Annotated in this window: 23 protein-coding genes; 11 read left to right on the top strand and 12 right to left on the bottom strand. The window is 67.7% G+C overall.

Annotated features, from left to right (window positions below):
- From LR394_RS15775 to LR394_RS15785, 3 genes are read right to left on the bottom strand one after another with little or no spacing between them, the layout of a single operon-like run.
- Positions 1-726, bottom strand: a complete 726-nt coding sequence (locus tag LR394_RS15775) for an AAA family ATPase (RefSeq protein ID WP_231442495.1) — start codon at positions 724-726, stop codon at positions 1-3.
- A gap of 15 nt (positions 727-741) precedes the next feature.
- Complete coding sequence (locus LR394_RS15780) at positions 742-1,194, bottom strand: SRPBCC family protein (protein ID WP_231442496.1); 453 nt, start codon at positions 1,192-1,194, stop codon at positions 742-744.
- Positions 1,191-1,532, bottom strand: a complete 342-nt coding sequence (locus LR394_RS15785) for an ArsR/SmtB family transcription factor (protein WP_231442499.1) — start codon at positions 1,530-1,532, stop codon at positions 1,191-1,193. Before LR394_RS15785 ends, LR394_RS15780 begins: the two co-directional genes overlap by 4 nt.
- Before the next feature lie 59 nt (positions 1,533-1,591).
- Here LR394_RS15785 and LR394_RS15790 point away from each other — a divergent pair, with 59 nt between their 5' ends.
- Entirely contained in the window at positions 1,592-1,948 is a 357-nt protein-coding gene (locus tag LR394_RS15790) for a nuclear transport factor 2 family protein (RefSeq protein ID WP_231442501.1), read from the top strand.
- A gap of 136 nt (positions 1,949-2,084) precedes the next feature.
- Here LR394_RS15790 and LR394_RS15795 read toward each other — a convergent pair whose 3' ends face one another.
- Both LR394_RS15795 and LR394_RS15800 read right to left on the bottom strand, forming a co-directional pair.
- Entirely contained in the window at positions 2,085-2,462 is a 378-nt protein-coding gene (locus LR394_RS15795; protein ID WP_231442504.1) for a DUF3224 domain-containing protein, read from the bottom strand.
- Positions 2,463-2,510: 48 nt separating this feature from the next.
- Positions 2,511-3,890, bottom strand: a complete 1,380-nt coding sequence (locus LR394_RS15800) for an MFS transporter (RefSeq protein WP_269329264.1) — start codon at positions 3,888-3,890, stop codon at positions 2,511-2,513.
- 176 nt (positions 3,891-4,066) lie between these two features.
- On the opposite strand from LR394_RS15800, the gene LR394_RS15805 reads away from it, so the two are divergent.
- Complete coding sequence (locus tag LR394_RS15805; RefSeq protein WP_231442508.1) at positions 4,067-5,008, top strand: helix-turn-helix transcriptional regulator; 942 nt, start codon at positions 4,067-4,069, stop codon at positions 5,006-5,008.
- Here LR394_RS15805 and LR394_RS15810 read toward each other — a convergent pair.
- Positions 5,001-6,434 carry an MFS transporter gene (locus LR394_RS15810; RefSeq protein WP_231442511.1) on the bottom strand — a complete coding sequence of 478 codons (1,434 nt, stop codon included), beginning with the start codon at positions 6,432-6,434 and terminating at the stop codon, positions 5,001-5,003. The genes LR394_RS15805 and LR394_RS15810 overlap by 8 nt on opposite strands.
- Positions 6,435-6,544: 110 nt before the next feature.
- Here LR394_RS15810 and LR394_RS15815 point away from each other — a divergent pair, with 110 nt between their 5' ends.
- A complete protein-coding gene (locus tag LR394_RS15815; protein ID WP_231442512.1) occupies positions 6,545-7,171 on the top strand; it encodes a TetR/AcrR family transcriptional regulator in 627 nt (208 codons plus the stop codon).
- Here LR394_RS15815 and LR394_RS15820 read toward each other — a convergent pair.
- From LR394_RS15820 to LR394_RS43650, 3 genes are all read right to left on the bottom strand, one after another.
- Complete coding sequence (locus LR394_RS15820) at positions 7,161-7,610, bottom strand: MarR family winged helix-turn-helix transcriptional regulator (RefSeq protein ID WP_231442514.1); 450 nt, start codon at positions 7,608-7,610, stop codon at positions 7,161-7,163. The genes LR394_RS15815 and LR394_RS15820 overlap by 11 nt on opposite strands.
- On the bottom strand, positions 7,607-8,236 hold the full coding sequence (locus LR394_RS15825) for a hypothetical protein (RefSeq protein WP_231442516.1): 630 nt from the start codon (positions 8,234-8,236) through the stop codon (positions 7,607-7,609). The genes LR394_RS15820 and LR394_RS15825 overlap by 4 nt, the downstream gene beginning before the upstream one ends.
- Before the next feature lie 475 nt (positions 8,237-8,711).
- The gene (locus tag LR394_RS43650; RefSeq protein ID WP_407937061.1) at positions 8,712-8,972 is read right to left on the bottom strand and encodes a winged helix-turn-helix transcriptional regulator; all 261 of its coding nucleotides are present in this window, start codon (positions 8,970-8,972) and stop codon (positions 8,712-8,714) included.
- A gap of 101 nt (positions 8,973-9,073) precedes the next feature.
- Here LR394_RS43650 and LR394_RS15835 point away from each other — a divergent pair, with 101 nt between their 5' ends.
- The 3 genes from LR394_RS15835 to LR394_RS15845 are packed head-to-tail and all read left to right on the top strand — an operon-like array spanning position 9,074 to position 11,248.
- A complete protein-coding gene (locus LR394_RS15835; RefSeq protein ID WP_231442519.1) occupies positions 9,074-9,985 on the top strand; it encodes an SDR family oxidoreductase in 912 nt (303 codons plus the stop codon).
- A 50-nt stretch (positions 9,986-10,035) separates the two neighbouring features.
- Positions 10,036-10,575: a SigE family RNA polymerase sigma factor gene (locus tag LR394_RS15840; protein ID WP_231442521.1), complete on the top strand. Its 540-nt coding sequence runs from the start codon at positions 10,036-10,038 to the stop codon at positions 10,573-10,575.
- Positions 10,568-11,248: a hypothetical protein gene (locus LR394_RS15845; RefSeq protein ID WP_231442523.1), complete on the top strand. Its 681-nt coding sequence runs from the start codon at positions 10,568-10,570 to the stop codon at positions 11,246-11,248. The genes LR394_RS15840 and LR394_RS15845 overlap by 8 nt, the downstream gene beginning before the upstream one ends.
- Before the next feature lie 25 nt (positions 11,249-11,273).
- Here LR394_RS15845 and LR394_RS15850 read toward each other — a convergent pair whose 3' ends face one another.
- Positions 11,274-11,837 (bottom strand): TetR/AcrR family transcriptional regulator, encoded by a 564-nt coding sequence (locus LR394_RS15850; protein ID WP_231442525.1) that lies wholly within the window; start codon positions 11,835-11,837, stop codon positions 11,274-11,276.
- 80 nt (positions 11,838-11,917) lie between these two features.
- Between LR394_RS15850 and LR394_RS15855 the strand changes: the two genes are divergently transcribed.
- Both LR394_RS15855 and LR394_RS15860 read left to right on the top strand, forming a co-directional pair.
- Positions 11,918-12,703 carry an ABC transporter ATP-binding protein gene (locus LR394_RS15855; RefSeq protein WP_231442526.1) on the top strand — a complete coding sequence of 262 codons (786 nt, stop codon included), beginning with the start codon at positions 11,918-11,920 and terminating at the stop codon, positions 12,701-12,703.
- Positions 12,696-13,451, top strand: coding sequence for an ABC transporter permease (locus LR394_RS15860; RefSeq protein WP_231442528.1), 756 nt, complete (start codon positions 12,696-12,698; stop codon positions 13,449-13,451). Before LR394_RS15855 ends, LR394_RS15860 begins: the two co-directional genes overlap by 8 nt.
- A 52-nt stretch (positions 13,452-13,503) precedes the next feature.
- Here the strand turns inward: LR394_RS15860 and LR394_RS15865 are convergent, their stop codons facing one another.
- Positions 13,504-14,040 carry a GNAT family N-acetyltransferase gene (locus LR394_RS15865; RefSeq protein ID WP_231442530.1) on the bottom strand — a complete coding sequence of 179 codons (537 nt, stop codon included), beginning with the start codon at positions 14,038-14,040 and terminating at the stop codon, positions 13,504-13,506.
- A 92-nt stretch (positions 14,041-14,132) separates the two neighbouring features.
- Here LR394_RS15865 and LR394_RS15870 point away from each other — a divergent pair, with 92 nt between their 5' ends.
- Entirely contained in the window at positions 14,133-15,044 is a 912-nt protein-coding gene (locus LR394_RS15870; protein WP_231442531.1) for an ABC transporter ATP-binding protein, read from the top strand.
- On the top strand, positions 15,041-15,769 hold the full coding sequence (locus tag LR394_RS15875) for a hypothetical protein (protein ID WP_231442534.1): 729 nt from the start codon (positions 15,041-15,043) through the stop codon (positions 15,767-15,769). The genes LR394_RS15870 and LR394_RS15875 overlap by 4 nt, the downstream gene beginning before the upstream one ends.
- Before the next feature lie 13 nt (positions 15,770-15,782).
- Here LR394_RS15875 and LR394_RS15880 read toward each other — a convergent pair whose 3' ends face one another.
- The gene (locus tag LR394_RS15880) at positions 15,783-16,310 is read right to left on the bottom strand and encodes a CGNR zinc finger domain-containing protein (RefSeq protein WP_407937057.1); all 528 of its coding nucleotides are present in this window, start codon (positions 16,308-16,310) and stop codon (positions 15,783-15,785) included.
- A gap of 26 nt (positions 16,311-16,336) precedes the next feature.
- Here LR394_RS15880 and LR394_RS15885 point away from each other — a divergent pair, with 26 nt between their 5' ends.
- Positions 16,337-17,260 carry an AEC family transporter gene (locus LR394_RS15885; RefSeq protein WP_231442537.1) on the top strand — a complete coding sequence of 308 codons (924 nt, stop codon included), beginning with the start codon at positions 16,337-16,339 and terminating at the stop codon, positions 17,258-17,260.
- Positions 17,261-17,266: the final 6 nt, after the last annotated feature.

A 17,266-nucleotide genomic window follows, 5' to 3' on the forward strand; every position in this document is an offset into this window, starting at 1 on the left:
TCAGTCCAGCAGGTGCCGAAGATAGCTCTGCGGATCGTCCAGGTAGCGCCGCCAGTGCTCCACGATCAGCAGGTCCTCCCAGGCCACCTCGCTGATCCCATTGGCGCCGAACTCCAGGATGCTCGCGCCCGGGGTGGAGGCCAGGATCGGCGAGTGCGTCGCGCAGACCACCTGGGCGCCGCTGCGGCCGAGCCGGGTGAACAGCTCGACCAGCCGCAGCGACGAGGTGAACGAGAGTGCGGATTCAGGCTCGTCCAGCACGTAGAAACCCGGCCGGGCGAACATCGCGTCGAAGGCAGTGAGGAAGCCCTCGCCGTGACTCATCTCCTCGGTGTCGCCGTCCCAGTACCCCGGAACCCCACTGAGGCGGGCCAGCAGGCCCATCGCCGTCTCGGCCCGCAGGAAGAAACCCCGCCGGGCCTTGCGCGGACCGGTCATCATCCGCTGGCCGTTCGTGGTGGCGTCCAGCTTCAGCGCCCCGCCGAGCTCCGACACCGGGCGTGAGCTGGCGTATTTCGTGCCCGCCCTACCCCCGTAGGAGTCCAGGCCGAACGCCTCGGCCAGCGCCTCCACCACCGTCGACTTGCCGGACCCGTTCTCCCCCACCAGAAACGTGATCGGCTTCGTGAAGGTCAGCCCCTGCTCGGCCAGGTCGGTCACCGCCGGAACGGTGAACGGCCAGGCGTCCAGATCGGCACCCTCGACGTACGCACGACGCACCAGCATCCGGCCAATCTATCCTCAGCCGGCCAGGCTCGACCCCAGCAGGTCCAGCAGTACGCCGGTGCCGTGCTCCCGGTCCTTCACGTTGTCGTTGCCGTCCAGGAACGCGCCGTACTCGGTGAACACCAGCCGGGTGCCTTCCCCCTCGGCCCGGATCTCGATCGTGGTCTGCGAGACCGACAGCTTCACCCCGTTCACGTACATCTCGTAGCTGTAGACGATCCGCTCGTTCTCCACGATGTCGTGGTACGTAGCAACGAAGCGGTGCTCAAAGTCGTTCAGCCGGCCGTGATTGATCTCGGTGCCGCCCACCCGGAAGTCCCAGACCTCCTCCACCACCGCCGATTCGGGGTGCGAGAACCAGGCCTTCTTGGCCTTCTGGTCCGACAACGCGAAGTACACCCGCGAAGGCCTTGCCGGATAGACCTTCTCGACCACGAAGGTGTCGTGCCGAACGGAACGCTCGCTCATCGTTCTCCTTCTTCAGGGTTCTCGGCCAGCCAGGTACCCAGCCGGTCCAGGCGCTGCTCGGTGATCTGCCGCCGGTCGGCAATCCATTGCCCCACCTGGTCAAGCACCTCAATATCCAGCTCACAGGTGCGCACGCGTCCTTGCTTTCGGCTGCGCACCAGCCCACCGGCCTCCAGCACAGCCAGATGCTGCACCACCGCCGGCAGCGACATCTTCAGCGGCTTCGCCAACTCACTGACCGACGCCGGGCCCTCCCCGAGACGCTCGATCATCGCCCTCCGAGTGGGATCAGCCAGTGCCTGGAAGGTCCGGTCGAGCACCGCAGATTGGTTAAGCACGCGCTTAAGTATTGCGCTAGGCTCCCCGAAGTCAAGACGCTTCAGCTGAAGGGGATCAGATGAGTCAGCGCACCGACACTGTGCACCGCTACATGGAGGGGTTTCGGCGCAGCGACCACGCGGTCATCCTGGACTGCCTCACCGACGACGTGGTCTGGAACATCCCGGGCACCCGGAACACCAAGGGCAAGGCCGAGTTCGACACCGAGATCGAGAACCCGGCGTTCGCGGGCAGCCCGGAACTCGCGGTCGAACGGACGATCGAGGCGGGGGACGTGGTCGTCTGCCTCGGAGTGGGTGTGGGCTTTCTGCGCGAGGCCGGGCCGTTCCGCTTCGCCTTCAACGACACGTTCACCTTCCGCGACGACCTGATCTGCCAGATCGACTCGTACGTGGTGCCGCTGCCGCCCAGTTGAATGGCGCCCTGGGCGCGACTCGAACGCGCGTCCTCCGCCGTGACGGGCGGCGCTCTACCAACCTGAGCTACCAGGGGACCGGCCCCAGAATAGTCGGAAAACCGGTCAATTCGCACCTGTTTTCTAGCGGGACCCGCTAGCTGAGCTTCAGGGTCACGGTCGCACCCTTCTCGTCGTGCCAGAAGGAGACCGTGCCCCTGAGGTCAGCCAGATCACCGGTACCCGAACCCGGAACGATCGTCCCGAAGGTGCTGCCGTCACCGTCGTCCATGATGCCGCCGTGCTGATACACCAAGGTCCCGCTGCGCCCGTCGATCGTTCCCTCGAATCTTTCCGAGGCCACGTACCCCTGCCCGGTCTTGGCCTGGGCGGTCAGAACCCGAGCCGTGCTGGTACCGGAAATCGCACCGGTGAAGGTCTTCTCGACCACCACCTGGCTCATCACCGTGTCCTGCTCCGCGTAGGGCTCTGCGTCCCACCGGGTCACCTGAAAGTCCGCCACGATCTCTGTCATGCGCCCGACCCTAGCCAGACGACTGACCGCAGGCATTGAAGATTCGCGTCAGCCCCGCAGAGCCACCCGCACCAGAACCGCCGAACCCAGGCAGGCCACCGCATTCACGCCAATGGCCAGATGCAGACCACTCAGCAACCCACCGGCAGCGGTACCGGCCACCACGACGGCCGACAGTACCGGCGTCCCCAAAGCGATCCCGACCTGCTGACTCATCGTCACCAGCCCGGTGGCCAACCCTTGCTCCCCGTCCGGCAACCCACTCGTCGCCGTAGCCACGTACCCCACGATCGCCACCAAGTTCGCCACTCCCCCGACGAAGACCAGAACCAACAGCGGCACAACCCAACCCCGTCCGCTCCCCGCAAAGGCCAGCGGCAACGTCGCCAACCCTTGCACCACAAAACCGATCACGATGCCCTGCCGCAGCCCAGTCCGGGCAAACACCCGCGGCGCAACCAGCCCACCCAGCACCGTGCCAACCCCCAGCACCCCGAACACCGCACCCGCCGCGAGCGGACTCAGCCCAAGCACATCCTGCAGATACAGCGTGAGCGCAAACACCAGCGACGTCTCGGTCGCAAAGGCCAGCGCCCCAGCTGCATTCCCCGCTGCCACCTGACGCCTGCGCAGAATTCCCAGTGCCACCAAAGGCTGAGCCGCGCGCCTTTCAACCAGAACAAAGCCCAGCAAGAGGACGCCCGCGGTCACCAGTCCTGTCCAGGTAGCCGTTGCCGTCCAACCCTTTTCACCCGCGCTCGTCGCACCGAACACCAAAGCCACCAGCCCGCCGGTGACCAGTAGCGCACCCGGCAGATCAAGCCGCACCCCCTTGACCCGCTCCTGATCCCGCGGCAACACCCGAGGAGCAACCGCCAGCACAGCCACCGCCACAACCACGTTCAGGAAGAACGCCCAGCGCCAACTCAGTGTGTCGGTCAGCAACCCACCCAGCATCGCCCCGGAGGTGAACCCACCGGCCATCAGAGCGCCGTTCAACCCCAGCGCCCGATCCCGGGCCGGCCCCTCGGCAAACCCGGTGGTCAGCAGCGACAACGCCGCCGGCGTAACCATCGCCGTAGCAACCCCCTGCGCCGCCCGAGCCGCCAGCAGCACCACCGCAGTCTGAGCCAGTCCCCCGACCAGCGAAGAAACGCCCAGCAGGACCATGCCGAGCAGAAAGACCCGACGCCGCCCCAGCAGATCGCTGAACCGCCCGAACAACAAGGTCAAGCCCGCCGCACAGAGCGCATAACTGGTCGCGATCCATTGAAGATCCGCCGTTCTCAGCCCCACGTCACGGCCGATGACCGGCAGGGCGACGTTGAGCACCGAGAAGTCGACGGCCAAGGTGAAACCGGCGGTGAGCAGGACAGTCAGAGCCAGCGCCGAAGTGTGCGGACGCTGCGTCGTAGAGGTATCAAGCATGCCCCCAACGCTGAGGGGGCCGGTCTCCCGCAACCAGCCACCGGGGCAGTCGATGCTTCACCAGCCGATGCTCGTCAGGGTCACCCTCAGATCAGTCGCGCACCCCGGCCGGCCCTGCTTGCCTGACCCTGACGGGGACAGGCGGGCCCGGCCTGTCCTGTCGCACAATCGTTGCTATGCCCACCGTCCGCGAGGCCAGCGAGCTCGGCGACTTCCTGCGCACCCGACGCGGGGCCATCTCGCCAGATGCTGCGGGTCTCACCAGCTACGGAACGCGGAGGGTGCCCGGCCTGCGGCGGGAGGAGCTGGCTCAGCTGGCCGGGATCTCGACGGCGTACTACACCAGGCTGGAACAAGGGCAGTCGCAGGCGGCGTCGGACTCGATCATTGAGTCGCTGGCCCGGGCGCTGCGCCTGAGTAAGGACGAACGAGCTCATCTGTTCGAGCTGGCCCGACCGAATCCAACGCGTAAGCGGGCCAGGCCTCGGAAGCCGGAGCGGGCTGAGCCGGGTGTGGTGCAGTTGCTCGAAGCCATGACGGACGTGCCGGCGCTTGCGCTGGGACGGCGCAACGACGTCCTTCATTGGAACGAACTCGGGCACGCGCTCTTGGCGAGCCATCTCGACCGAGGCGCCCCCGGTGGTCCCGGGCGTCCCAATCTGACCCGAATGCTGTTTCTGGATGCGCATACTCGGGAGCTGCATCGGAACTGGGCGGAGGAGGCCGCGACGGCGGTGGCGTCGTTGCGGTACGTAGCGGCGCATCATCCGGATGATCCGGCGCTGGCTGCGCTGATCGGTGAGCTGAGCCTGGGCAGTCAGGAGTTTGCCGGGCTGTGGGCTCGGCATCAGGTGCGGTTGTGCTCGAGCGGCACGCGGTTGCTGCATCATCCGCTGGTCGGGGACCTGGACCTGAGCTTCGAGGTGCTGCACCTGCCGGATGCTGCCGGTACCCGCATCCTCACGCACACGGCGGCCCCTGGATCGGCGTCGGCCGAAGCCCTCGCCCTCTTGCGCCACAGCACCCGGGTAGCTGATCTGAACGAAGCTGTCATGCCTGTCGAACATCAATCCCTGCGGCCCGACGCCGATGTGGCGCCGGGCCGTTCGCTCAGCTGACGGCTTGCTCGGCCACCGGCTCCTGGACTGCATCCGGCCGGGGCACGTAGAGGAACGCGAGCACGGCCGCCACCAGGGTCAGCGCAGCCGTGACCTGGAAAGCCCGGTCGTAGCCCTGGATCAGTGCTTCCAGGGGATCTCCAGCAGAGGACGCTCTGGTCGCCGAGAGCGCGACGGTCGCCAAGGCGGCCAGGGCGAGACTGCCACCACACTGACGGCTGGCATTGATCAGACCGCTGACCAGCCCGGCCTCGTGTTGCTGGGCCCCGGTGGTACCGAGCGAGGTGTTGGCGACCATGCTCAGGCCCACCCCGACCGAGGCGATGATCGAGGGCAGCAGGAAGGTGCCGAGGAAAGTCGCATCCAGGTGCATCTGGCCGAACAGGCCCATGCCGATGGCGCTGCACAACAGGCCGACGGTCATCACCGAGCGCAGGCCGAAGCGGGCCGAGAGCCGGCCGGAGAGCATCGCGCCGAGAACGGTTCCCGCGCAGAAGGGCAGGAACGCAGCGCCGGCCTGGAGCGGTGAGTAACCGAGGACGTCCTGCAGGACGAGCGAGGCGAAGTAGAAGCCGGCCACGGCCGAGGCTCCGATGAAGGCCGAGATCAGGTTGGCCACCCAGACCGGGCGGGACTGGAACACGCCCAGCCGGATCAAGGGCTCGGGCACCCGCAACTCCCACCAGATGAACACCGCGCCGCTGAGGGCGGCCAACCCGAACGAGCCGAGCGCCCAGGCCGAACCCCAGCCGTCCTCCCCAGCCCGGATCGCGCCGTTGACCAGGGACGTCAGCGCGAGCGTGACCAGGACTGCGCCGGGCACGTCGAGCCGGGACGGGCGAGCGGTGCGGGTGTCGTGGATCGAGGTCCAGCCCAGGGCCAGAGCGAGCAGCACGATCGGCGCGTTCACCCACATCACCCAACGCCAGGAGAGCCATTCGGTGAGCACGCCGCCGAGCAGTACCCCGAGCGCGCTGCCGGAGGCCGCGACCATGGCCCAGATGCCGATCGCCCGGCTGCGTTCCTTGCCCTCGGGGAAGGTGACCATGATGATCGTCAGGCTCAGCGGTGCCAGCACGGCACTGGCCAGGCCCTGGGCAGCACGGGCGGCGATGAGCTGGCCCGGGTCCTGGGCCAGACCGCCGAGCACCGAGACCACGCCGAACACGCCCAGGCCGAGGAACAGCGCGCGGCGGTGCCCGATCAGGTCGCCGAACCGCCCGCCGAGCAGCAGCAGACCGCCGAAGAGCAGGGTGTAGGCGTTCACCACCCAGGACAGCGAACCGGGGCTGAATGAAAGATCTTTGGCGATCGAGGGCAGCGCGACATTCACCACGCTGACGTCGAGCACCACCATCACCTGGCAGAGACAGACGGCGGCCAGCAGCAGGCCGGTACGCCGGGGCACTTCTTGCGGTTCGGTCATCGGGAAGACAGCTCTCTATGCGTACAGTGTTCGCATCCAACGCGAACACTGTACGCATAAGGTTGACCTAACTTCCAGGCCGGCCGCAGATCAATGGGAGGATCACGCGCATGAGCACCCCGCGCCGGGCCCGGCCCGGCCTGACCCCGGACACGGTCGTCGCCGCGGGTCGGACGCTGATCGAGCGCGAAGGCCTGGAAGCGCTGTCGATGCGGGCGGTGGCCGCCGAACTGAACACGGCCGCGACTTCGCTCTACCGCCACGTGGCCGATCGGGACGCCCTGCTGATCGCTCTGCTGGAGCAGGTGGCCGCCGGCCTGCCGGTCGAGGTCCCCGGTCGCACACCTCGCCGGCGGTTGCTGAACCGCCTGGTCGGCGCGCACGATCACATGAGCCGGCACAGCTGGGTGATGCAGATCCTGATCCGCGGTGAGCTGGTGGCCGAGGGCGCGTACGCGTTCAGCAATGCCTGCCTGACCGACTTCATGGACGCCGGACTCTCGGCCCGCCGGGCCGTCACCGCGTACGGAGCCTGCTGGCATCTGACCGTGGGCGAACTGCTCGAACGGCACCCGCATCTACCGCCGCAGCAGCCGACCCAGCGCACGCGAGTGCTGCAAGAGGCTGATGCTGAACGGCTTCCGGCCGTCGCCGAGGTGCGCGCGCTGAACCTGACCCCGCCGGTCGAGGACTACCAGGCCGAGATCGAGGCCCTGCTGAAGGCTTTCATCCCTTAGCCAGCTCGCGCTGGATCACCTGCAGCACATCGTCCATACCGTTCACGAAAGCCGAGAACCGCTCGGCCGGCATCTGCCCGAAAAGCTGTACCGCAAGCGTCCTCTGACTTTCCTGCAAATGATGGACGGTGTGGGCGCCTTTGTCGGTGAAGGTCACCAGAGTGGCCCGGCGGTCTCCGGGATGCGGTTCACGCGTGACGAAACCGGTCTCCACCAGGCCGTCCACGATGCCGGTGACATTGCGGGCGGTGACTCCAAGAGCCTGGGCCAGGGCTCGTTGCGGTGAGGGCCCGAGCTCGGCCAGCACCCACAGCGCATGCGTCCGAGCCGGGGTGAGACCACGGCGTTCGAAGTCCTGCCGCATGTCCTCGTTCAGCAGAGTCACCACCTGCAGCAGCTTGTTCAGCGCGTCCTGCGCGGCTTCCGGCTTCGTGGTCATCGCGCTACCTTCTCGATCTGCTGCTTGGCCAGGGCCGCAAGTGGGGCGGGCTCGTCGGCCCAGAACCGGAGCTCGGTGATCTTCTCATCACGGTCCGGCAGCCGCACCACCCGGGGTTCGCGCAAGGTGAGTACCAGATTCGTCTGGCTGGTGATCGCGACGTGCAGCGCCCCGTCCACCGTCTGAAAGGTCCTTGACCTGTCGAGGTTACAGACCTTCTGGGCGATCCCGGCAACATCGGCCCAGGCGAAGCGCTCCTCGAAGAACACGCCGTTGCGCACCACCAGCCCGTCCGGACCGGCCTCGTGCGGATTGACCTTCATACTGGCCAGCATCCCGACCATGAACACCACTCCCCACAGCCCGACGACCAGCAGGATGACGCGCGGGACGGGCCAGCGGTGCAGCAGGAAGTCGACCGCGATCACCTCCACCGCCGACACCCCGATGAAGGCCCAGTACAGCGCCACCATCGGCATCGTGTAGGCGAAAGCTTGTGCTCCGGCCGAGGTTCGCGGCTTCTTACCGATCCAGCGGTACAAGCTGCGCCACCCGCCGGCCTCCATCTTCAGCGCTCGCGCCAGCAACGACGTGCCCGCTCGCCTGCTCGCAGCTACCTCACCCATGTTCCCTCCTCGATGAAATGCGCACCAGGTGTACACATCGCCGCCCAACCAACCCCGCTCCGCCCGCTCGAGCCGGGCACGAACGTCCGTTTGCATGACCAGCCCGCCCGAACCGACGGCCACCGAACCGCCCGAGCCCTCACCCCGTCCGTCGGCCGACCCCGCCAACACTTGAGAGCATCATTCATTGTGTAGCTACTTCACTATGCAACACCTTCACCGCCGAGTCCAACTCCCCGAGATCACGGCGATCCAGCACAGCTGCGTGGTAGCGCCGACCGAACAACCGTTCGCCACGGCGTCCTCGATGACCAACCGCTGACCGTGCCGTGGGCGCTCGAGCGTTTCGCCCCCGCCGATCGCGACGAGGCCGTCGCGAAGCTGGACCAGTAAGCCGGGCCCGGACGTCATCGGCTTGAGCACAGGAGCTGGGCAGGCGGCCTACGCAGTCTCCCAGTGCATGGTGAGTGTCGAATTACGGGACGCGGCCGCCCAGTTGGCTGCCTACCTGGCCCAGACGTCGTCGTCCATCACGAAGAAGTGCGAGCGCTGCCCCCGGCTTGCGCACCCGGCGGCCGAAACCCCGCTCGACGAGCGCGCGGGTGTACGAGGACACCGAGTCCGCGCTGATCTGCAGGCGCTCGGCCAGTTCGCTCGGGCTGATCCGTCCGACTCGTCGACCAGCAGGTCCCCGGCGATCAGCCGTTCGATCCGCGACCCGCCGGTGGCCGCCCAGTAGTCGGCCAAACGTTCGACGAACTAATGCATTTGGGGCCGGTCAGGAGCGGAGTCAGGAAACTGCATGACGGCAGTATTTCAGTGCGGCAGAGTGGGGCCATGACGACACTTCAGGGCAAGGTAGCTCTCGTGGCGGGAGCGACCCGCGGTGCCGGACGGGGAATCGCAACAGAGTTGGGCGCAGCCGGGGCGACGGTGTACGTCACCGGGCGCACCACGCGTTCACAGGCTTCGGAGTACAACCGGCCGGAGACGATCGAGGAGACGGCCGATCTGGTCACGGCGGCCGGGGGTACCGGGATCGCGGTGCCGACGGATCATCTGGACCAGGACGCGGTGAAGGCCCTGGTCGAGCAGATCCGGCGGGCCAGTGGGCGGCTCGACGTGCTGGTGAACGACGTGTGGGGCGGGGAGAACCTCACGGACTGGAACAAGGCGGTCTGGGAGCACAGCCTCGACGACGGCCTGCGGATGCTGCGGCTGGCGGTGGACACTCACCTGATCACTGCGCATTACGCGTTGCCGTTGCTGCTGGAGAACCCGGGCGGGCTGCTGGTGGAGATGACGGACGGCACCACCGAGTACAACGCGAAGAACTACCGGCTGAACCCGTTCTACGACCTGAGCAAGGTGGCGGTGAACCGGATGGGCTGGTCGCACGCTCAGGATCTGGGAAAGCGCGGCGCCACCGCGGTTTCGCTGACGCCGGGCTGGCTGCGCTCGGAGATGATGCTGGACGCGTTCAAGGTCACCGAGGAGACGTGGCGGGAGGCGCTGGCGCAGGAGCCGCACTTCGCCATCTCGGAGAGCCCTCGGTTCGTCGGCCGGGCTGTGGCTGCGCTGGCGGCCGATGCGGACAGGGCCCGATGGAACGGCCAGTCCCTGTCCAGCGGTCAGCTGGCCAAGGAGTACCAGTTCGATGACCTGGACGGTTCCCGGCCGGATGCGTGGCGGTATGTCGTGGAGGTTCAGGACGCGGGCAAGCCGGCCGACGTGACGGGGTACCGGTAGCCCCGGTAGTCCGTGCAACCTGAGCAGGCGAAGGTTCCGTCGATGAGGGCATGAGAGCATCAACGAGGGACGAGGAGTTCCTCACCTTTGTCCGGGAACACCGGACCGAACTGGTGCGAACCGCCGTTCTGCTCACCGCCGGCGACCGCGACCTGGCGGAGGATCTGGTCCAGACCACGCTGACTCAGCTCTACGTGCGCTGGGACTCGTTCCGTCAGGCGCGGAACCCGGGCGGGTACGCCCGGCGCAGCCTGGTGAACGCGCTGATCGACGAGAAGCGCCGGCCCTGGCGCCGTGAGCAGGCCACCGACGAACTGCCGGAAGACACGGTCCTGCCGTTCGACCAGATCGACAGCAGCCTGCGCACCGAAGCCCTGTACGCGGCGCTGGCCGAACTACCGCCCCGGCAGCGTGCGGTGCTGGTGCTGCGCTACTTCCACGACCTGAGCGTGGAGGAGACCGCGGAGACGCTGTCGTGCTCCGGTGGCACGGTCAAGAGCCAGGCCAAGCGGGCCCTGGACAAGCTGCGGGCCCGGATGACCGAGCAGCTTTCGCCTTCTTACCGTGGAAATGGGGCCTACCATGCCTGATCTGCGCGATCTGATGAACGAAGCGGTGGCCGACATCACGACCACCGGCCAGCCCGCTCCCGAGCTCGATCTGGCCCGGGCCCGCAAGGCCGCGCGGACCCGGCGCAACCGGCTGGCCTTCGTCCCGGCCGGCCTGGCGGCGGCAGCAGCCGGTGTGCTGGCGTTCTCGATGCTCGGCGGATCCTCCGGCGAACCAGCCGCACCGCAGGCCACGGCCACTTCGACGGCCGCGATCGCCCTGGTCTCGTACACCGGTGACCAGCCGGTGGGCTTCACCATCGATCGGGTTCCGGACGGCTGGGAGGTCCAGGGGCTGACCGTGACCAGCCTGGTGGTCGCGCCGGTCGGGGCGAAGAACCAGGACGCGAACGAGTTCGAGGGCAAGATCCTGATCAGCAAGGCCAACGAACTCGAGGTGTCGAGCGATCGTAGTGAGGCCCGCCCGCTGAAGGTCGGCGACGTGGAGGCCACCCGGTTCACCTACGACTCCGAGTGGAGCGAAGAGGGCGGCTCGCGACCCGGACCCGATGCCTCGGCCGGTCTGCTGGTGCCGGACGGTGACGGTTTCCTGCTGTTCCAGATCCCCTCGGAACTGAAGTGGGACGACGCCACCATGGTCGCCTTCGCCGAGGGCGTGCACCTGACCGGGGACGCCGTGCCCGCCCAGGGGTGACACCGGTGGTGTCGCGGCCGGCTGCTCAGTCGGCCGCGATGCCGCGTTCCAGGGTCCGGATCACCGTGGGCACCACCTCGTGCTTGGCCAGCGTGCCCGCCTCGACCTGCTCGAACGCGGTGTAGCAGATCCCCCAGAGCACCTGCTGGATCCATTCCGCGCCGACCTCGACGTCGAAGTCACCGGCGGCCTGGCCGCGCCGGATCAGGTCGATCACCGGATCCTGGTCGGTGGACAGGTGCGGCGCCGCCCTGGGGATGACCTCGGTGAGCATGCACTTGTCGCCCCAGAGGAACATGATCTGGTCGCTGGTGGAGCACAACGCGGCCACCACGCGGTGCATCGCCTCCCGGGGAGTGCCCTGGTCGGCGCCGGCCTGCATCATCGCCTCGTCCATCGCCTCCAGCGCCCGCTCGGCCGCCGCGATCAGCAGCTTCTCGCGGTCGGGGAAGTAGCGGTGCAACGTGGTCCGCCCGACCTGGGCCGCCTGGGCGATCTGCGGAAGTGTCGCCGCCCGGTCCCGGGCCAGCACACTGGCCGCGGCCTCGAGAATGGCCCGCTCAGTGCGGTTACGGGTAGGGCTGGACACCTTCTCACGATAGCAAGCGGAATGCCGACATCCGAAAATGGAACTTTGCAGTTCCACTTTTGAAGTCTAGAGTTCCAGTCATGGACGAGCCGCTGATGGTTCAGGCCCGAGGCCTGCGCAAGACGTTCATGGTCGGCCGGCAACCCGTCGAGGCAGTACGCAACGTCAGCCTCGATGTCCCCGCCGGTGGCCTGCTCGCACTGCTCGGCCCGAACGGGGCCGGGAAGTCCACCACCATGCGCATGCTCACCACGCTGCTGCCGCCCACGGCCGGTTCGGTGCACGTCGCCGGGATCGACGCCGTGGCCGAGCCGGCGCTGGCCCGGCGCCAGATCGGGTACGTGGGCCAGAAACACGCCGCGGGCGAGAACTACCGGATCCGCGACGAACTGATCACCCAGGCGCGGCTCTTCGGCCTGTCGAAGGCCGTGGCCCGCGAGCGCGCCGACGAGGCGCTGGAGATGCTGGGCATCGCTTCGCTGGGGAAAAGGGCGCCGGGCACCCTCTCGGGTGGGCAAAGGCGAAGAGTGGATATTGCTTTCGGCCTGGTACACCGGCCGCGGGTGCTGTTCCTGGACGAACCGACCACCGGGCTGGATCCGCACAGCCGGGCCGGAGTCTGGGAGCAGATCGAGCGGCTGCGCCGTGAGCACGACATGACGGTGCTGCTGACCACGCACTACCTGGACGAGGTGGAGCGGGCGGCCGGGCAGATCGTGATTGTGGACGCCGGTGAGGTGGTTGCGCAGGGATCGGCGGCCGAGCTGCGGGGCCGGGTTCCGGGAGCAGCTTCGCTCGACGATGTGTTCATCGCCCTGACCGGGCGCCGGCTTCAGGCCACCGGGGAGGCCTACTCCCATGCGTAAGTTCCTGCGCGATGTCGGCACGGTGTTCGCCCGGGAGATCAGGCCGGAGCTACGTTCGCCGATCGGCCTGCTGTTCGCCATGATCCAGCCGGTGCTGTTCCTGGTGCTTTTCGGCCCGATGCTCTCCGGCGCCGATCTGACCGAGGCCAGTTCGTCGTGGAGCTGGTTCGTGCCCGGGATCCTGGTGATGATGTGCCTGTTCGGTCCGCTCGGGGCCGGGCACTCGCTGATGGTGGAGCTGTCCGGCGGCCAGATGGAACGCTTCCTGGCCACCCCGGTCAACCGGGCCGCGCTGGTGGTCGGCCGCACCGCCAAGGACCTGGTCACGCTGCTGCTTCAGGCCGTGCTGATCATGGCCGTCGCCGTCCCGCTGGGCCTGGACCTGCATCTGCCCGGCGCCGTGGCCGCGCTCGCCCTGCTGGCCGTGCTCGGGGTCGGGCTGAGCGGGTTCTCCTATCTGCTGGCGATCGCGGCTCTGCCCAGCGGCAATCTGTTCTGGATCGTGACCCAGGTCTTCGTCTTCCCGATCATCCTGCTCTCCGGAGTACTGCTGCCGATCGAGGCCGGACCGGGCTGGCTGCAGACGATTTCCACGGTCAACCCGGGCCGGTACATCGTCGATGCCGCACGGGTCCTGTTCGGCGGCGAGCTCCTGACCGCTGAGGTGGCCCAGGGTCTGTTCGCAGCCGCGCTCCTGGCGGCCGGCGGGTTGTGGCTGGCCACCAGGGCCATGCGGCGGGGCGTCTAGAACTAGTGCTTACGGACGTTCGTGCCCGACGACGTCCGTAAGCAGTAGTTGATCAGTCGTCGCGAAGGCGAGCGAACAGCAACGAGTCTCGCCACCGTCCTCTGATCTTCATGTGGTTACGCATCCGGCCCTCAAGAGTGAGCCCGGTCTTGCGCAGCACGTTCGCCGAAGCCTGGTTCTCCGGGTCGCAAGTGGCTTCGATCCGCTGCAGGCCGAGCTCCTCGAAGCCGAAGGCGACCAGCGCCTGCGCCGCTTCGGTAGCAAAGCCCTGGCCCCACTGATCGCTGCGGTACACGTACCCGAACTCCGCGCGCTGGTGCAGCCGATTGAGCAGCCGCAGCTCGATCGCCCCGATCAGCAGGCCGTTGTCCGCCCGCACCACCATCTTGTTGAACACCCGGCGATCGTCCGCTGCCTGCGCCTCGAGCTGCTCCTTGACGAAGTTCCACGAATCAGTGGGAGTGTTCGGCCCCCAGACCATGAACCGGGTCACCGCCGGATCACTGGCATAGACCTGCACGGCGTCCACGTCGGCGGCCGTGATGTCGCGCAGGATCAAACGTTCGGTCTTGATCTCGTCCTGGAACATGCCTTCGACGGTAGCGCCGCAGCCGCCTTGACCGCTGCCGGTTTTCGCCCGATATGCTCGCCTTCCGGCCGTGGTGAGGGGGGTAGGAACGGGTGGCCATCAGCGCCCGGCACCTGGACAAGGCGTTCAGCGGGGTTCACGCCGTCCGCGACCTGTCCTTCGACGTCCGCCCGGGCATCGTCACCGGATTCCTCGGCCCGAACGGCTCCGGCAAGTCCACCACCATGCGCCTGATGCTGCACCTGGTCCGGGGCGGCGGGGTGACCACTTTCGGCGGGCAGCGGATCGACCAACTCCGCCGGCCTCTGCGCACGATCGGGGCCGTACTCGACCCGGCCGCCCACAATCCGCACCGCAGCGCCCGCGCCCACCTGCGCATCTTCGCCGCCGCAGCCGGAATGCCCGCCTCGAGAGCCGACGAGGTTCTGGACCTGGTCGGGCTCACCCACGCCGCATCCCGTTCCAGCGGCGAGTTCTCGCTGGGCATGCAGCAACGCCTGGCTCTGGCCGCCGCGCTGGTCGGCGACCCGGAGTACCTGATCCTCGACGAGCCCGCCAACGGCCTGGACCCGCAGGGCATCCGCTGGCTGCGCGACTTCCTCACCGCTCGCACCGACGAGGGCCGCACGGTGCTGCTCTCTTCCCACCAGCTGGCCGAGATAGCCCAGACCGCCGACGAGGTCATCGTGCTCGGACGCGGCGAGATCGTCACCCAAGGCCTGCTCCGCGACTTCGTCGACCAGTTCTCCCACCAGCAGGTCCTGGTCCGCTCCCCCGCCGTCGACCGTCTCGCCGGCTGCCTGAAAGCCAACGACATCGGGCCCTTCACCGCCACGGGCACGGACGGTCTGCTGATCACCGGCGACGTGAACACCGCGCAGATCGGTGACCTGGCCGGGCACTACGGCATCACCCTGCACGAACTGAGCTCTCACTCGTCCTCCCTGGAAGAAGCCTTCCTCGAGGCCACCGCCGCGACCACCGACTACCAGGGGACTGCGTGAGCTACACACTGCGGATGGAGGCCGAGCGCATCCGCACCCTCCGGCCGTTCTGGTACCTGGTGTCGGCGGCTCTGCTGATCGGCGTGCTCGCCTCCTCCTTCGTGGCCACCAACCCCGCGCGTGGCCCGCTCACCGCGGACAAGACCATGGCGGTCCTGACCGGTGGCTCCTCAGCCGCCGTGCTGCCCTTCGTCGGCCTGCCCCTCCTTTTCGCCGGTGCTATCGCCGTACTCGAAGACACCCGGCACAAGCTCGCCACCGTCGTCCTCGTCGCACAACCTCGACGCAGCACCCTGATGCTCGCGCGCCTCTTGGTCCTGGCCGCCGTTGCCCTGCCGGTCGGCGTTGCCCAGATGCTGGCGTCGTCCATCAGCGCCGTGGCGTTCGGCCGCACCCCCGACTTCAGCCTGGTCCTCGAAACCGCCGCACCGCACCTGGCCGCCTTGATCGTCTTCACCTGGGTCGGTGCTGCCCTGGGGTGGCTCACCGGTTCGGCCGGGGCCACGGTCGGCGTCGTCCTGCTCGACATGCTGCTGCTCGAGCCCCTGGTCAAGATCGCCGGGATCGAGTATTCGGACTGGCTCGAGAACAACGCCGAACGAATGCCTTTCGGCGCCGCCCGGGACTCGCTCGCGCTGGACCCTTCCGCCATGCTGCATGCAGCCACCTATGCCACGGTGCTCCTGGCCGGCGCCTGGCTGCTGGTCCGTACCCGCGACTACTGACCCGTGCAGTGAGCTACGGCCTCCGGCTGGTGCGATGCCGTAGCACCGCGTCGCTGTTGCCGCAGCGGGTCGAGCAGTAGGCCCGGCGGCCGTTGCGGCTGGTGTCCACGAAGACCGTGCCGCAGCCTGCTCGCAGGCATACGCCCAGACGTTGGCCCTCGGACTCGACGGTGAACATGGCCAGGCCGCCGGCGGTCACTGCCTTCACCCGGCTGACCACGTCGTTCTCGTCCGGGGTGAAGTGCAGGTGGGGGCGCAGGCCGTCGTGAGTGGTGAGGTGCACGCCAGCCGAGCCTTCTTCGAGCAGCTCGTTGATCAGGAGGCAGCGCTGTTCCGGGTCGGTGACTTCGAACACGTGGCGTACGCGCTGAGCCCATTCCCGTAGCGCATCGGAGCTGGCGCGGTTCAGCTCGGGCCAGCGAATGTCGTGCTTGCGCAAGGTGTTTTCGGCCTGTTCGGCGGTCCACGGGGTGGCCAGGGCAAGGTTGACCAGGTCGGCGGCGAGGAAGGTGCCGGTCATGTTGTCATGGTTGAACTGCACTGACCCATTGCAGCACGGTCGGGGGCATGCATCTCGTCGCCACTGGGGTGATCCCGATCGTCGTGCTGCTCGGCCTGGGTGCCGTGCTGCGCCGGTTCTTTCTGCGTGAGGACGGGTTCTGGCGCGGCCTGGAGTGGGCCAGCTACCAGGTCTTCACCCCAGCCCTGTTCGTCAGCTCGATCTCCGCCGCAGACCTGACCGCCGTGCCGCCTGGACCTCTGCTGGTCAGTCTGATGGTGCCGGTGCTCGTCGTCGCGCTGTTCGTGATCGCGTTACGGCGGCCGTTGCGCTTCGAGGGTCCGCAGCTGACTTCGATGGTCCAAGGAAGCATTCGCCTCAACACCTACATCGGCCTGGTGTTCGCATCGGCGCTGTACGGGGCAGAGGGGGTCGCAACCTTTGCCCTCGCGGCGGCGGTGATGGTTCCCCTGGTGAACGTCATCTCCGTGACCACTCTTTCGGTCTACGGCGAGAAAGAGCCTGAGCAACGTCGGGTTGGGCTACGGCGCGAGCTGATGGAGAACCCCCTGATCCAAGGCTGCGCGCTCGGGCTGGCGATCAACGTCTCGGGCCTGGAACTACCCGCGTTCGCCGCCACCACGATAAGCATGCTCGCCGAGCCCGCCCTGGTCTGCGGCACGCTGGTCGCCGGGGCCGCGATCACGTTCCAGCTCCGGGCCCGCGACACCTTCGACATCGGCGCCGCTGCACTGCTCAAGCTGGTGGCCCTGCCCTCGGCGGCTGCGGCCCTGGCCACCACGCTCGGCGTCTCGGGGGCTACGTTGGCCAGCATCGTCATCATCTGCGCGCTGCCCACAGCCCCTTCGTCCTACGTGCTGGCCGGGAGGATGGGCGGCGACACCCGGCTCATGGCCTCGATCACCGGGGTACAAACCATCCTCGCCGTGGTCACGCTTCCTCTGATCATCACCCTTGCCGCTGGGAGGTGAGAAAAG

The organism is Kineosporia babensis, from assembly GCF_021129305.1.
GTDB classification, from domain to species: domain Bacteria; phylum Actinomycetota; class Actinomycetes; order Actinomycetales; family Kineosporiaceae; genus Kineosporia; species Kineosporia babensis.

Excerpts from the sequence above, each read along its gene's own strand:
- LR394_RS15860 (WP_231442528.1), top strand. The coding sequence starts at position 12,696 with ATGCGTAAGTTCCTGCGCGATGTCGGCACGGTGTTCGCCCGGGAGATC.
- LR394_RS15855 (WP_231442526.1), top strand. The coding sequence starts at position 11,918 with ATGGACGAGCCGCTGATGGTTCAGGCCCGAGGCCTGCGCAAGACGTTC.
- LR394_RS15800 (WP_269329264.1), bottom strand. The coding sequence starts at position 3,890 with ATGCTTGATACCTCTACGACGCAGCGTCCGCACACTTCGGCGCTGGCT.
- LR394_RS15805 (WP_231442508.1), top strand. The coding sequence starts at position 4,067 with ATGCCCACCGTCCGCGAGGCCAGCGAGCTCGGCGACTTCCTGCGCACC.
- LR394_RS15815 (WP_231442512.1), top strand. The coding sequence starts at position 6,545 with ATGAGCACCCCGCGCCGGGCCCGGCCCGGCCTGACCCCGGACACGGTC.
- LR394_RS15885 (WP_231442537.1), top strand. The coding sequence starts at position 16,337 with ATGCATCTCGTCGCCACTGGGGTGATCCCGATCGTCGTGCTGCTCGGC.
- LR394_RS15810 (WP_231442511.1), bottom strand. The coding sequence starts at position 6,434 with ATGACCGAACCGCAAGAAGTGCCCCGGCGTACCGGCCTGCTGCTGGCC.
- LR394_RS15865 (WP_231442530.1), bottom strand. The coding sequence starts at position 14,040 with ATGTTCCAGGACGAGATCAAGACCGAACGTTTGATCCTGCGCGACATC.
- LR394_RS15820 (WP_231442514.1), bottom strand. The coding sequence starts at position 7,610 with ATGACCACGAAGCCGGAAGCCGCGCAGGACGCGCTGAACAAGCTGCTG.
- LR394_RS15835 (WP_231442519.1), top strand. The coding sequence starts at position 9,074 with ATGACGACACTTCAGGGCAAGGTAGCTCTCGTGGCGGGAGCGACCCGC.
- LR394_RS15790 (WP_231442501.1), top strand. The coding sequence starts at position 1,592 with ATGAGTCAGCGCACCGACACTGTGCACCGCTACATGGAGGGGTTTCGG.
- LR394_RS15825 (WP_231442516.1), bottom strand. The coding sequence starts at position 8,236 with ATGGGTGAGGTAGCTGCGAGCAGGCGAGCGGGCACGTCGTTGCTGGCG.
- LR394_RS15840 (WP_231442521.1), top strand. The coding sequence starts at position 10,036 with ATGAGAGCATCAACGAGGGACGAGGAGTTCCTCACCTTTGTCCGGGAA.
- LR394_RS15795 (WP_231442504.1), bottom strand. The coding sequence starts at position 2,462 with ATGACAGAGATCGTGGCGGACTTTCAGGTGACCCGGTGGGACGCAGAG.
- LR394_RS15775 (WP_231442495.1), bottom strand. The coding sequence starts at position 726 with ATGCTGGTGCGTCGTGCGTACGTCGAGGGTGCCGATCTGGACGCCTGG.
- LR394_RS15780 (WP_231442496.1), bottom strand. The coding sequence starts at position 1,194 with ATGAGCGAGCGTTCCGTTCGGCACGACACCTTCGTGGTCGAGAAGGTC.
- LR394_RS15845 (WP_231442523.1), top strand. The coding sequence starts at position 10,568 with ATGCCTGATCTGCGCGATCTGATGAACGAAGCGGTGGCCGACATCACG.